General features: G+C 58.8%; 15 protein-coding genes. 8 read left to right on the top strand and 7 right to left on the bottom strand.

What is annotated here, in order from left to right; all coding sequences use genetic code 11:
* Nucleotides 1–33 precede the first annotated feature (33 nt).
* From trpE to J3P90_RS23480, 5 genes are all read left to right on the top strand, one after another.
* Complete coding sequence (gene trpE, locus J3P90_RS23500) at nt 34–1515, top strand: anthranilate synthase component I (RefSeq protein WP_420764858.1); 1482 nt, start codon at nt 34–36, stop codon at nt 1513–1515.
* Nucleotides 1516–1600: 85 nt separating this feature from the next.
* Nucleotides 1601–2194, top strand: a complete 594-nt coding sequence (locus tag J3P90_RS23495; protein ID WP_434675460.1) for an aminodeoxychorismate/anthranilate synthase component II — start codon at nt 1601–1603, stop codon at nt 2192–2194.
* Nucleotides 2195–2203: 9 nt separating this feature from the next.
* Nucleotides 2204–3253, top strand: coding sequence for an anthranilate phosphoribosyltransferase (gene trpD / locus J3P90_RS23490; RefSeq protein WP_420764856.1), 1050 nt, complete (start codon nt 2204–2206; stop codon nt 3251–3253).
* Nucleotides 3250–4086 carry an indole-3-glycerol phosphate synthase TrpC gene (trpC, locus tag J3P90_RS23485; RefSeq protein ID WP_434562020.1) on the top strand — a complete coding sequence of 279 codons (837 nt, stop codon included), beginning with the start codon at nt 3250–3252 and terminating at the stop codon, nt 4084–4086. The genes trpD and trpC overlap by 4 nt, the downstream gene beginning before the upstream one ends.
* A 2-nt stretch (nt 4087–4088) precedes the next feature.
* Entirely contained in the window at nt 4089–4781 is a 693-nt protein-coding gene (locus J3P90_RS23480; RefSeq protein WP_434675459.1) for a lipoate--protein ligase family protein, read from the top strand.
* On the opposite strand, the gene crp is transcribed toward J3P90_RS23480, so the two are convergent.
* The gene (crp, locus tag J3P90_RS23475; RefSeq protein WP_420764853.1) at nt 4778–5422 is read right to left on the bottom strand and encodes a cAMP-activated global transcriptional regulator CRP; all 645 of its coding nucleotides are present in this window, start codon (nt 5420–5422) and stop codon (nt 4778–4780) included. The two genes, J3P90_RS23480 and crp, sit on opposite strands and share 4 nt — an antisense overlap.
* A 238-nt stretch (nt 5423–5660) precedes the next feature.
* Here crp and J3P90_RS23470 point away from each other — a divergent pair, with 238 nt between their 5' ends.
* A complete protein-coding gene (locus J3P90_RS23470) occupies nt 5661–6083 on the top strand; it encodes an OsmC family protein (RefSeq protein ID WP_008061600.1) in 423 nt (140 codons plus the stop codon).
* Nucleotides 6084–6321: 238 nt separating this feature from the next.
* On the top strand, nt 6322–7116 hold the full coding sequence (speD, locus tag J3P90_RS23465) for an adenosylmethionine decarboxylase (protein WP_039590886.1): 795 nt from the start codon (nt 6322–6324) through the stop codon (nt 7114–7116).
* Between the two features lie 81 nt (nt 7117–7197).
* On the opposite strand, the gene coq7 is transcribed toward speD, so the two are convergent.
* From coq7 to hemJ, 6 genes are all read right to left on the bottom strand, one after another.
* Complete coding sequence (gene coq7 / locus J3P90_RS23460; RefSeq protein WP_420764852.1) at nt 7198–7845, bottom strand: 2-polyprenyl-3-methyl-6-methoxy-1,4-benzoquinone monooxygenase; 648 nt, start codon at nt 7843–7845, stop codon at nt 7198–7200.
* 74 nt (nt 7846–7919) lie between these two features.
* Nucleotides 7920–8258: a histidine triad nucleotide-binding protein gene (locus J3P90_RS23455; protein ID WP_434675458.1), complete on the bottom strand. Its 339-nt coding sequence runs from the start codon at nt 8256–8258 to the stop codon at nt 7920–7922.
* Between the two features lie 81 nt (nt 8259–8339).
* On the bottom strand, nt 8340–9128 hold the full coding sequence (locus J3P90_RS23450) for an SDR family NAD(P)-dependent oxidoreductase (RefSeq protein ID WP_420764850.1): 789 nt from the start codon (nt 9126–9128) through the stop codon (nt 8340–8342).
* Nucleotides 9129–9190: 62 nt separating this feature from the next.
* The gene (locus J3P90_RS23445; protein ID WP_420764849.1) at nt 9191–10150 is read right to left on the bottom strand and encodes a DUF805 domain-containing protein; all 960 of its coding nucleotides are present in this window, start codon (nt 10148–10150) and stop codon (nt 9191–9193) included.
* Between the two features lie 42 nt (nt 10151–10192).
* On the bottom strand, nt 10193–11161 hold the full coding sequence (locus J3P90_RS23440) for an NAD(P)H-dependent flavin oxidoreductase (RefSeq protein WP_434675457.1): 969 nt from the start codon (nt 11159–11161) through the stop codon (nt 10193–10195).
* A 32-nt stretch (nt 11162–11193) separates the two neighbouring features.
* Nucleotides 11194–11625, bottom strand: a complete 432-nt coding sequence (gene hemJ, locus J3P90_RS23435; RefSeq protein WP_434562028.1) for a protoporphyrinogen oxidase HemJ — start codon at nt 11623–11625, stop codon at nt 11194–11196.
* A 134-nt stretch (nt 11626–11759) separates the two neighbouring features.
* On the opposite strand from hemJ, the gene argC reads away from it, so the two are divergent.
* Nucleotides 11760–12794, top strand: a complete 1035-nt coding sequence (gene argC, locus J3P90_RS23430; protein WP_420764846.1) for an N-acetyl-gamma-glutamyl-phosphate reductase — start codon at nt 11760–11762, stop codon at nt 12792–12794.
* Nucleotides 12795–12888: the final 94 nt, after the last annotated feature.

Below are 12888 nucleotides of genomic sequence, written 5' to 3'. Positions count from 1 at the left end.
TGACTGACAGCTCCTCTTGCCACGAGGCACCCCATGATCCGCGAAGAATTCCTGCGTCTAGCCGCTGCCGGCTACAACCGCATCCCGCTCGCCTGCGAAACCCTGGCCGACTTCGACACGCCGTTGTCGATCTATCTCAAGCTGGCTGACCAGCCCAACTCCTATCTGCTCGAATCGGTGCAGGGCGGTGAGAAATGGGGCCGTTATTCCATCATCGGCTTGCCGTGTCGCACCGTGTTGCGGGTGCATGGCCATCACATCAGCGTGACCCAGGACGGCGTTGAGATCGAAAGCCTCGAAGCCGAAGACCCGCTGGCGTTCGTCGAGACCTTCAAGGCTCGCTACAACGTGCCGACCATCCCCGGCCTGCCCCGTTTCAACGGCGGTCTGGTGGGTTATTTCGGCTACGACTGCGTGCGCTATGTGGAGAAGCGCCTCGGCACTTGTCCCAACCCTGATCCGTTGGGCGTACCGGACATCCTGTTGATGGTCTCCGATGCGGTTGTCGTCTTCGATAACCTGGCGAGCAAGATGCACGCGATCGTCCTGGCCGATCCGTCTCAGGAAGATGCCTACGAGCAAGGTCAGAAAAGCCTGCAGGCGCTGCTGGAAAAACTCCGCCAGCCGATCACGCCACGCCCAGGCCTGGATTTCAGCAAGCAGTCGGCAACCGACCCGGTGTTCCGCTCCAGCTTCACGCAGGACGATTACGAACGGGCCGTCGATACCATCAAGGAATACATCCTCGCCGGCGATTGCATGCAAGTCGTGCCGTCGCAACGGATGTCCATCGACTTCAAGGCCGCGCCTATCGACCTCTACCGGGCGCTGCGCTGCTTCAACCCCACACCCTATATGTACTTCTTCAATTTCGGCGACTTCCACGTCGTGGGCAGTTCGCCGGAAGTGCTGGTGCGAGTCGAAGACAACCTGATCACCGTGCGTCCGATTGCCGGCACTCGTCCTCGCGGCGCCACGGAAGAAGCGGATCGGGCTCTGGAAGAAGACCTGCTGTCGGACGACAAGGAAATTGCCGAACACCTGATGCTGATCGACCTTGGCCGCAATGACACCGGGCGGGTATCGGAAGTGGGTTCGGTGAAGCTCACCGAGAAAATGGTCATCGAGCGCTATTCCAACGTGATGCACATCGTGTCCAACGTCACCGGCCAGTTGAAGGCCGGATTGACGGCCATGGATGCGTTGCGGGCGATCCTGCCGGCGGGCACCTTGTCTGGCGCGCCGAAAATCCGGGCGATGGAAATCATCGACGAGCTGGAACCGGTCAAGCGCGGTGTGTACGGCGGCGCGGTGGGTTATTTCGCCTGGAACGGCAACATGGACACGGCCATCGCCATTCGTACCGCGGTCATCAAGAACGGCGAACTGCATGTACAGGCGGGCGGTGGCATTGTCGCCGACTCTGTGCCTGCGTTGGAGTGGGAAGAAACCTTGAACAAGCGTCGGGCGATGTTCCGCGCCGTGGCGTTGGCGGAGCAGACTTCAGGCAACTGAATTGCTCCCCGACAACCTGTGGCCCGGAGCTTTTTCGCGCTCCGAGGCCGTATTTAAAGTCAGTGAATCCAAAGGTTGCTACGCCATGTTGCTGATGATCGATAATTACGACTCCTTTACCTACAACGTTGTGCAATACCTCGGCGAGCTGGGCTCCGAGGTCAAGGTGGTGCGCAACGACGAGTTGACCATCGCCGAGATCGAGGCCCTCAAGCCCGAACGTATCGTGGTCTCGCCCGGCCCGTGCACGCCGACCGAAGCGGGCGTGTCCATCGAGGCCATCAAGTATTTCGCCGGCAAATTGCCGATCCTCGGTGTCTGCCTGGGCCACCAGTCCATCGGCCAGGCGTTCGGTGGCGACGTCGTGCGCGCCCGGCAAGTCATGCATGGAAAGACCAGCCCGGTGTTCCACCAAGACAAGGGCGTATTCGAAGGCCTGAATCTTCCGCTTACGGTCACTCGCTACCATTCCTTGGTCGTCAAGCGCGAAACCTTGCCTGACTGCCTGGAATTGACCGCCTGGACCCAGCGCGAAGACGGCTCGGTGGACGAGATCATGGGACTGCGACACAAGACGTTAAATATTGAGGGTGTGCAATTCCACCCCGAGTCTATCCTCACAGAGCAGGGCCACGAGCTGTTCGCCAACTTCCTCAAACAAAGCGGCGGCACGCGCTAAGGACTTTTCATGGATATCAAGGCAGCCCTGAACCGTATCGTCGGCCAGCTCGACCTGAGCACCGATGAAATGCGCGACGTAATGCGCGAAATCATGACCGGCCAATGCACGGATGCGCAGATCGGCGCGTTCATGATGGCCATGCGCATGAAGAGCGAGAGCATCGACGAGATCGTCGGTGCAGTCACGACCATGCGTGAATTGGCGGACAAAGTTGAACTCAAGACGCTGGACGGCGTGGTGGATGTCGTGGGTACGGGGGGCGATGGCGCCAACATCTTCAACGTTTCCACGGCCTCGGCGTTTGTGGTTGCGGCAGCCGGCTGCACCGTCGCCAAACACGGCAATCGCGCTGTCTCGGGTAAGAGCGGCAGCGCCGACTTGCTGGAGGCCGCCGGTATCTACCTGAACCTGACGCCAGTCCAGGTGGCGCGGTGTATCGATAGCGTCGGCATCGGTTTCATGTTTGCCCAGACCCACCACAGCGCCATGAAGCACGCGGCGGCACCGCGCCGTGAACTGGGGCTGCGCACGCTGTTCAACATGCTCGGCCCGCTTACGAATCCGGCCGGCGTGAAGCACCAGGTCGTCGGCGTATTCAGCCAGGCGCTGTGCCGCCCCTTGGCCGAGGTCCTGCAGCGCCTGGGCAGTAAACACGTATTGGTGGTCCATTCCAAGGATGGCCTGGATGAGTTCAGTCTCGCCGCGCCGACCTTCGTGGCTGAGCTGAAAAACGATCAGATCACTGAATATTGGGTCGAACCTGAAGACCTGGGCATGAAGAGCCAGAGCCTGCATGGCCTGGCGGTGGATGGACCGGCCCAGTCGCTGGAGTTGATCCGCGATGCCCTGGGACGTCGTAAAACGGAGAATGGCCAGAAAGCGGCGGAAATGATCATGCTCAACGCGGGTGCCGCGTTGTACGCCGCTGATCACGCCAGCAGCCTCAAGCAAGGCGTAGAGCTCGCCCACGATGCATTGCACACCGGGCTGGCCAGGGAAAAACTGGAAGAATTGGGCGCATTTACCGCCGTATTCAAAGTGGAGAATGAAGGATGAGCGTGCCAACGGTTCTGGAAAACATTCTGGCCCGCAAAAGGCAGGAAGTCGTCGAGCGCAGTGCCCGGGTCAGTCTGACCGAGCTTGAAGCCCTCGCACGTTTGGCGGACGCGCCACGTGGCTTTGCCCAGGCATTGATCGACCAGGCGAAGAGAAAGCAACCGGCGGTAATCGCCGAGATCAAAAAAGCTTCCCCCAGCAAGGGCGTGATCCGGGAGCATTTTGTTCCGGCCGACATTGCCAAGAGCTACGAGAAAGGCGGCGCGACCTGCCTTTCGGTGCTGACCGATGTCGATTTTTTCCAAGGCGCGGACGATTACCTCAAGCAGGCTCGGGCGGCATGCAAGTTGCCGGTCATCCGCAAGGACTTCATGATCGATCCGTATCAAATCGTCGAGGCGCGAGCGTTGGGCGCCGATTGCGTGCTGTTGATCGTCTCTGCCCTGGACGACGTGAAGATGGCCGAGTTGGCTGCGGTCGCCAAGGACGTTGGCCTGGATGTGCTGGTGGAAGTTCATGATGGCGACGAGCTGGAGCGTGCCCTCAAGACGTTGGACACCAAACTGGTTGGCGTGAACAACCGCAACCTGCACACCTTTGAAGTCAGCCTGGAGACGACCTTGGACCTGTTGCCACGGATCCCCCGTGATCGGCTGGTCATCACCGAGAGCGGCATCCTCAACCGGGCCGATGTCGAGTTGATGGAAGTCAGCGATGTGTATTCGTTCCTGGTGGGCGAGGCGTTCATGCGGGCTGAAAGCCCGGGCACGGAATTGCAGCGGTTGTTTTTCCCTGAGCGCGGCGTTCCGGTGAGCGGCTCGACGCTGGACTGATGATGCCTCCAGCCATAGCCTTCACCATTGAAAACGGACTCCAAGCCGAACAGGATCTGCTGGCCAGCATCTGCGCCGGGGACGCTGAGTCCGGCTTGCTGTTCTGGCAGCCCAGTGACCGCGCATTGGTCATGCCGCGGCGCTTGAGCCGCTTGCCTGGCTTCGAGCTGGCTTGTGAAGTATCGGCCGCCAATGGGTGGCCCGTGCTGTTGCGTGAAACCGGCGGTGAGCCGGTGCCTCAATCCGCTGCCACCGTCAATATCGCGTTGGTCTACGCACCACCGCGAAGCGAGGGTGACCACGGTCGGATCGAAACCGCTTACCGCCGCTTGTGCGATCCCATCTGCCAGTTGCTCGATGAGTTGGGCGGGGTCGCTTCGCTGGGTGAAGTGGAGGGAGCGTTTTGTGACGGGCGCTTCAATGTCAATCTTGACGGTCGCAAGATGGTCGGCACTGCGCAGCGCTGGCGCCAGAGCAACGGCGGGCAACGGCCTGTAGGGCTGGTGCATGGCGCGTTGTTGCTGGAAGACGAACGCGACTGCATGGTGGCTGCGGTCAATCGTTTCAATGAGGCGTGTGGCCTGGAGCAGCGCGTGCGCGCCGAGAGCCACATCGCCCTCCATGAAAAATACCCGGCGCCTCACGCGCTGGAACGGCTCCAAACGCTCTATCAGAACTTGCTCGACAGCCTTTAGCGGGTTCCGAACACCACCATGGTCTTGCCTTTGACATTGACCAGGTTACGTTCTTCCAGATCCTTGAGTACCCGGCCGACCATTTCCCGCGAACAGCCCACGATCCGACCGATTTCCTGGCGGGTCACCTTGATCTGCATGCCGTCCGGATGAGTCATGGCGTCGGGTTGCTTGCACAGTTCCAGGAGGCAGCGGGCAACGCGGCCTGTTACATCAAAGAAGGCGAGGTCGCCGACCTTGCGAGTGGTGTTGCGCAAGCGCTGTGCGATTTGTCCACTTAGGACGTAGAGGATGTCCGGGTCTTGCTGCGACAGTTCCCGGAACTTGCCGTAACTGATTTCCGCAACTTCGCATTCGACCTTGGCTCTCACCCAGGCACTGCGTTCCTGCTCTTTCCCCGCCTGTTCGAACAACCCTAGCTCGCCAAAAAAATCCCCTGAATTGAGGTAGGCGATGATCATCTCTCGCCCATCGTCATCTTCAATCAGGATAGTGACCGAACCCTTGATGATAAAAAACAGCGTGTCGGAACGATCACCTGCGCAGATGATATTGTGCTTGGCGGGGTAACGGCGACGCTGGCAATGCATCAAGAGTTTGTCGAGATTCTTGATCTTGGACGTGGGAGTAATAGCAACCATGGTTGTGTCCCGGAAAACTGCGCTTTGTGTTGGTTTGGTGTTGTTGTGGGTGCGAATAGTTTTCGCAAAAAAAGCTGGCCATACGCCAGCGATTGGGCGCCAGCTTAACAGAGGCGTTCAAAATTGATTCGAGAATTTACTTAGCTGTATCAGCTCCAAGTAACCCCAGGCGACCGCTGCCATGACGGGGCCCTGTGCTAAGCTGGCGCCCCCTTTTTTTGACAGTGGAGTCTTGGCGATGAAGGCACGCATCCAATGGGCTGGCGAAGCCATGTTCCTCGGTGAGTCGGGCAGTGGTCATGTAGTTGTCATGGACGGCCCGCCGGATGCCGGAGGTCGGAACCTGGGTGTTCGACCAATGGAAATGCTTCTGCTGGGTGTGGGTGGCTGCAGTAATTTCGACGTGGTCAGCATCCTCAAGAAGTCGCGCCAGGCAGTGGAAAGCTGCGAAGCTTTTCTGGAAGCCGAGCGCGCGACCGAGGATCCAAAGGTGTTCACCAAGATTCATATGCATTTTGTGGTAAAGGGCCGAGGGTTGAAGGAGGCCCAGGTCAAGCGCGCCATTGAGCTGTCGGCGGAGAAATACTGCTCGGCCTCGATCATGCTCGGTGCGGCAGGCGTCGAAATCACCCATGATTATGAAATCATCGAGTTGGGTTAAATCGACATCCAACCATCACAAAAGCGGTGCAAGCTCTGGCGATCAGAAGCTGACGTCTGCATAATGCGCCACTTTTTTCAGGGCAGTGATCGGCCAGCGGCCGCTCACTTGTCTGGACAGACAACCAAAATCGCCATCGCGAAGAGGTGTTAACCGTCCTACGCAGGTGCGTCGTTCGCATCTGACGGGCATGCTTGATCACGCGGCCAGGCCGCAATACACAGAGAGTTTTCAAACGGTGAAAAGCAAACTCAAGCTCCATGGGTTCAATAACCTGACAAAGACCTTGAGCTTCAACATCTATGACATCTGCTATGCGGAAACCCCGCAAGACCAACAGGCCTACGTCGAGTACATCAATAAAGAGTACAACGCCAAGCGCCTCACGCAGATCCTCACGGAAGTTGTCGATATCATTGGTGCCAACATCCTGAACATCGCCAGTCAGGACTATGAACCCCAAGGCGCCAGCGTGACCATTCTGATCTCGGAAGAGCCGGTGACACCGACCGACAGCCAGATCGAAGAGTCGCCGGGCCCGTTGCCTGAAATTATCCTGGCCCACCTCGATAAGAGCCACATCACGGTACACACCTACCCGGAAATTCATCCGGTGGACGGTATCGCGACGTTCCGAGTGGACATTGATGTGTCGACCTGTGGCGTCATTTCACCGCTCAAGGCGCTCAACTTCCTGATTCACCAGTTCGATTCCGACATTGTGACGGTGGATTATCGTGTGCGTGGGTTTACCCGGGACGTGGAAGGGCACAAGCACTTCATCGATCATGAAATCAACTCGATCCAGAACTACCTCTCCGAAGACACTCGCGACGCGTACCAGATGACCGACGTGAACGTGTATCAGGAGAACCTGTTCCACACGAAAATGCTCCTCAAGGACTTCGAACTGGACAACTACCTGTTCGGTGACGCCACCAGCAACCTGTCCATCGAACAGCGTGGCCAGGTGGAAGAACGCGTGAAACACGAAATGCTGGAGATCTTCTACGCGCGCAACATGCCGCGCTAAGGTTTCGGCTGAAAAAAAGGCGACTGCCCTGAATGGACAGTCGCCTTTTTTGGTTTTGAAGGTTTGGTTCCGCGTCCGCTGTCAGATCCGATAGGTGCTCTTGGTCATCACTTTGGCCAACAAGCTCATGCCGAATTTGACGGGGGCCGGGAATCGGAAGCCGCCTGCATCGAGCGCGCTTTCAGCATGATGTTCTTCGTCCTGGCGCATCTGTTCGAGAATCGCCCTGGACTTTTCGTCCTCGGCCGGCAATTGCTGCAAATGTTCGTTCAGGTGCTTGCACACTTGATGTTCGGTTGCCGCTACGAATCCGAGGCTGACCTTGTCGCTGATCAACCCGGCGACTGCGCCGATCCCGAAAGACATGCCGTAGAACAAGGGATTCAGCACGCTGGTGTGGCTTCCCAGTTGGTGGATACGTTGCTCGCACCAGACCAGGTGATCGATTTCTTCCTCGGCGGCCTGTTCCATCGCCTCCCGGACCTGCGGCAGTTTCGCCGTCAGCGCCTGGCCCTGGTATAGGGCCTGGGCGCAAACTTCGCCGGTGTGGTTGATGCGCATCAGCCCAGCGACATGGCGAGTCTCTTCATCACTCATCTGCACTTCCGGCTGCACGATTGCCGGTGATGGGCGGTACGGTTGGCCACTGAAAGGCAGCAGCGTGCGCATCGCGGTATCGGCCTGCAGCAACAGACGGTCAATGGGCGAGTAGTGACGTTGGGTAGTCATGCTTACCTCCGGAAAAAATCACGGCGGCCAGTCTAACTCAATCGGCCGCTGAGGATTTGCGTTGGGGCAGGGTATCAACCCGGCGGCCAGTTCATCTGGCGCTGTCCCAGCACGTGCATATGGATGTGATAGACAGTCTGCCCGCCAAGTTCATTACAGTTCATCACCACGCGGAAGCCTTCCTCGCAGCCAAGTTCGAGCGCCAGGCGCTGGGCGGTGAACAGGATGTGCCCGGCCAGTCTCTTGTCTTCCTCGGTCAGGTCGTTGAGGGTTCGGATCGGCTTTTTCGGAATGACCAGGAAGTGCACCGGAGCCTGTGGGGCAATGTCATGGAAGGCCAGGACCTGATCATCCTCGTAAATGATCCTGGCCGGGATTTCCCGGTTGATGATCTTGGTAAACAGAGTATCCACAGCTGTTTCTCCGTTGAGTTGTTTGAGCCAAGTTTACTGAAGGCTCGGTCATCGAGCCCGGGTTTTTCAGGGGAAGGGGCTTCAACGTGCGTAACAGGCTCTGTTGGATCTGCCGGCGAGGATTCGAACCAGCCAGCGCGGCCCGAGTCGTGGCAGCAGGGCAATCCAGCGATTGCGGCGCCCAGGAATGATGATGGCCCGGTTTCTTTCCAGTGCGCGGACGGCGTACAGCGCGACCTCCTCAGGGGGCATCGAGTTGCTAGTGCTGCGCAGCGTCTTCCCGTCGGGCTGGGCCTTGCTAAAAAAGGCAGTTTGGGTGGGGCCTGGGCAAAGTACGGATACGTTGATTGCGTATTTCTTCAGCTCTATTCGAAGGGCTTCGGAGAAGTGCAATACATAGGCTTTGCTGGCGTGATAGGTGCTCATCCAGGGGCCAGGCTGGAACGCTGCGATAGAAGCAACGTTGAGAATCTGACCGCCTCCGTGCAACGCCATGCTATTGCCTACGGCATGACAAAGGCGGGTCAGGGCAAGGATGTTCACCTCGATCAGGTCTTGCTCGGTCATCCAGTCCTGGCCCAGGAACGGACCGCAGGTGCTGATGCCGGCGCAGTTGACCAGCAGGTCGATCTGGCGTTCACCTTCCTCCAGCTCGAGCAGGAAACCTGAAAGTCGCAGGGGCTCGCTCAGGTCGCAGGCTCGAAACAAAACCTCCACGCCAAATCGTTGGGTCAGTTCGATCGCAATGCTTTCCAGCCGATCGCGCTGTCGAGCTACCAGTAACAGGTTGCGCCCGCGCCGAGCCAGTGCTTCGGCCATGGCCAGGCCGATACCACTGGAGGCGCCAGTGATCAGAGCGTAACGGGTCATGCGGTTCTCCATCGCAACGGCTTCGCGCCGGTGGATGGGGCAGTCACCGGCACGAAGTACGCTTATTGTTCCTCTTCTTCTTGATAGTCTACAGAAGGCGAGGCGGGCTCGGCTGCCTCGACGGCGGGTTCTTCGGCGCTCTGGTCGCTGTATTCGCTGCTCTCATAGCTGCTTACGTCGCTGCTGTCGTAATCCTGGAGGGCTCCGAAGATGCCGGCAAACGTGGCCATGAAAATCAACACGATCATCACCAGCCAGAGCGACGCAAGTACTTTGACTGCCGTGGTATTGCGTGGCGGAGGTGGGCCGTATTGGTTTGCGCCGGTATTGCCCGGGGCGATGATGAGGATGAACGGGAAAATACTGCCCACGAAAGGCACGAGGTTGATCAGCCACAACCAACCTGACCAGCCGAGGTCATGCAGGCGCTGGACGTTGAACTGGATACTCACGAAGGCAAAAGCCAGCACAACCACGGCAGCGACCAGGCCGCCGACGATCAGCCCCGCTATCGAATCGGAAGCGAGCAGCCAGGTCGTGGCGAGCCAGAATCCCAGGCCGACCAGCGGCAGGACGGCCAGAGTCAAAACCATGGTCCATGCCAGGTAGCGCAGGCGCCCGATACGGCCTTCGAAACTGAAGGGCTTGAGCGTGCCGTACTCGGCGAATGCTTCACCTACCTGTGCCCGGGGAGGCGCGTAGGGAGAGACTGGGTCGATCACCGACTCGGGATGACGCGCACTCGACTGGGGCGATTCCTGCACTTCGCCAAGGTTCAGTTGGAGGGACGGTTCCGTTTCGATCCGTGCATCGATCCCGGTTTTATGGAGCGCTTCCAGATACTGCTGCGCTTCATTCTGGGAGAGGTTGTGCTTCAGGGACACTTTGCGACCGCTGAACAGACGTTCTATGGCACTGACATCGCTTTTGAACAGTTCGGCGAGATTGAGCTTGGCGGTAGTTGTATCGACGCCAGGCAGCAAAGCCCCGTCGAATACAATGTTGAAGCGGTTTTCGCTCATGCCTGGCATCCTTGTCTTTCCAAGTTGTATTTGTGGTGGGTTTCAGCGGGGCCATTGGCCGCCAAGCTGTGCCGCCCGCGCTTGCGCCTGGCGGTATTCTTCATCCAGGCGTGCGATCAGTTGGTCGACGCTTGGCAAATCATCGATCTCGCCCACGCCTTGACCTGCGGACCATACGGTTTTCCAGGCCTTGGCTTCATCATTGAGCGGTTTGAGTTTCGAATCGGAGCCCGACGCACCCTTGCCTTGCAGGGCGGCCAGGTCGAAGCCGGCACTTTCCAGGCTCTGGCGCATGAAACTGGCCGGCACTCCAGATACAGCGGGAGTATGCACGATGTCCGCGGCTTTGGATGTGAGCAACATCTCTTTATAAGCGTCGGACGCGTGACTTTCGATCGTGCCGATAAAGCGCGTTCCGAAGTAGGCCAGGTCCGCGCCGAGCATTTGAGCCGCCAGGATCTGATGGCCGTGGTTCAAGCATCCTGCGAGTAGCAGGGTTTTATCAAAGAATTGCCGGATTTCCGCAACCAGTGCGAACGGGCTCCAGGTCCCGGCATGCCCACCCGCACCGGCCGCGACGGCAATCAGGCCGTCGACGCCTGCTTCGGCGGCTTTTTCGGCATGGCGGCGAGTCGTCACATCGTGGAAGACCAGTCCGCCATAGCCATGGACCGCATCGACCAGTTCTTTCACTGCGCCCAGGCTGGTGATGACGATCGGCACCTTGTGTTCGATGCAGATCGCCAGGTCGGCCTGAAGCCGTGGATTACTGTTATGAACGATCAGATTGACCGCGTAGGGGGCCGGGTTTTCCAGATTGGCCAAGCCCGCTTCGATTTCTTCCAACCACGCCTTGAAGCCGCTGCTCTCGCGTTGGTTCAAGGCCGGAAAGCTGCCGACTACACCGTTGCGACAGCAGGCCAGCACCAATTGGGGGTTGGAAATGAGAAACATGGGTGCTGCCACGACGGGCAGCCGCAGACGTTGTTCAAGCAAGGCGGGCAGTGACATTGGAGGTACCCCGGGTCAGTGTGCGTTTGAAATCAGAACGGCCGGACCACGACGAGAATTACGATAGCCAGCAATATCACGACCGGTATTTCATTGAACCAGCGATAAAAGACATGGCTGCGGGTGTTTTCGCCACGGGCGAAGCGCTTCACCTGGGCTCCACACATGTGGTGATAACCGATCAGTAATACCACCAGGGTGAGCTTGGCGTGCATCCAGCCGCCTTGAGTGAAGTAGGCGCCGGCGTTAAGGCTGAGCAGCCAGATGCCAAACACCAGGGTAGCGATCATCGCCGGACCCATGATGCCGCGATACAACTTGCGTTCCATGATGCTGAAGCGTTCCTTGCTGACGCTGTCTTCGCTTTGGGCGTGATAGACAAACAGGCGAGGCAGATAGAACAGGCCGGCAAACCAGCAGACCATGCTGACGATGTGAAGTGCTTTGAGCCACAGATAGAGCATTTTTGGTTATTCCCAGATTCACGGTAGGCCGATAGTAGAGGTTAGAGCGGCCACACGTCACCTTGGCGGTTGTCGCGGCGACGCGTGCCCCCTATCATCGACGGCTTTCCAGTGGGTTCGTTGAGGGCAGGTCTATGGTCAAGGTCGGTATTGTCGGCGGCACGGGTTACACCGGTGTCGAACTGCTGCGTCTGCTGGCACAGCATCCGCAGGTTGAGGTAGTGGTCATCACCTCCCGATCCGAGGCCGGCCTGGCCGTCGCCGACCTGTATCCGAACCTGCGTGGTCATTATGATGGCCTGGCATTCAGTGTTCCGGATATCAAGACCCTTGGCGCCTGCGATGTGGTGTTCTTCGCCACCCCCCACGGCGTGGCTCACGCGCTGGCAGGCGAATTGCTCGCCGCCGGAACCAAGGTCATCGATCTGTCAGCGGACTTCCGCCTGCAGGACGCCGACGAATGGGCCAAGTGGTACGGCCAGCCTCACGGCGCGCCGGAGCTGCTTGACGAGGCGGTCTATGGGCTGCCGGAAGTCAATCGGGAGAAAATCAGGCAGGCACGGCTGATCGCTGTCCCTGGTTGCTACCCGACCGCAACGCAACTGGGGTTCCTGCCGCTGTTGGAAGCCGGCCTTGCAGATACCTCGCGGCTGATTGCCGACTGCAAGTCCGGTGTCAGCGGTGCCGGGCGTGGCGCCAGTGTCGGTTCGCTGTATTCCGAAACGTCGGAAAGCATGAAGGCCTACGCGGTAAAGGGGCACCGCCACCTGCCGGAGATTCGCCAAGGGTTGCGCCGGGCAGCGGGCAAGGATGTCGGCCTGACCTTCGTGCCGCACCTGACACCGATGATACGTGGTATCCATTCCACCCTGTATGCGACCGTCGTCGACCGTTCGGTGGACCTGCAGGCGTTGTTTGAAAAGCGTTACGCCAATGAGCCGTTTGTCGACGTAATGCCCGCCGGCAGCCACCCTGAGACCCGCAGCGTGCGTGGTGCGAACGTTTGCCGGATTGCCGTGCATCGTCCGCAGGATGGCGACCTGGTAGTGGTATTGTCGGTCATCGACAACTTGGTCAAGGGTGCGTCCGGCCAGGCAGTGCAGAACCTGAACATCCTGTTCGGCCTGGATGAACGCCTGGGCCTGTCCCACGCAGGGATGTTGCCGTAACCGCAACTGCAAGCTTCACCGCGGCAGCTATAGGCTCGGGCTTGTAGCTGCCGTTGCTTTTCTAATAGTTGACCAATTTTGTAGGAGAAGCGGA

This window comes from Pseudomonas sp. D3-10 (genome assembly GCF_051132175.1).
Lineage (GTDB): Bacteria > Pseudomonadota > Gammaproteobacteria > Pseudomonadales > Pseudomonadaceae > Aquipseudomonas.
This window is presented reverse-complemented; position numbering and strand designations above follow the sequence as displayed.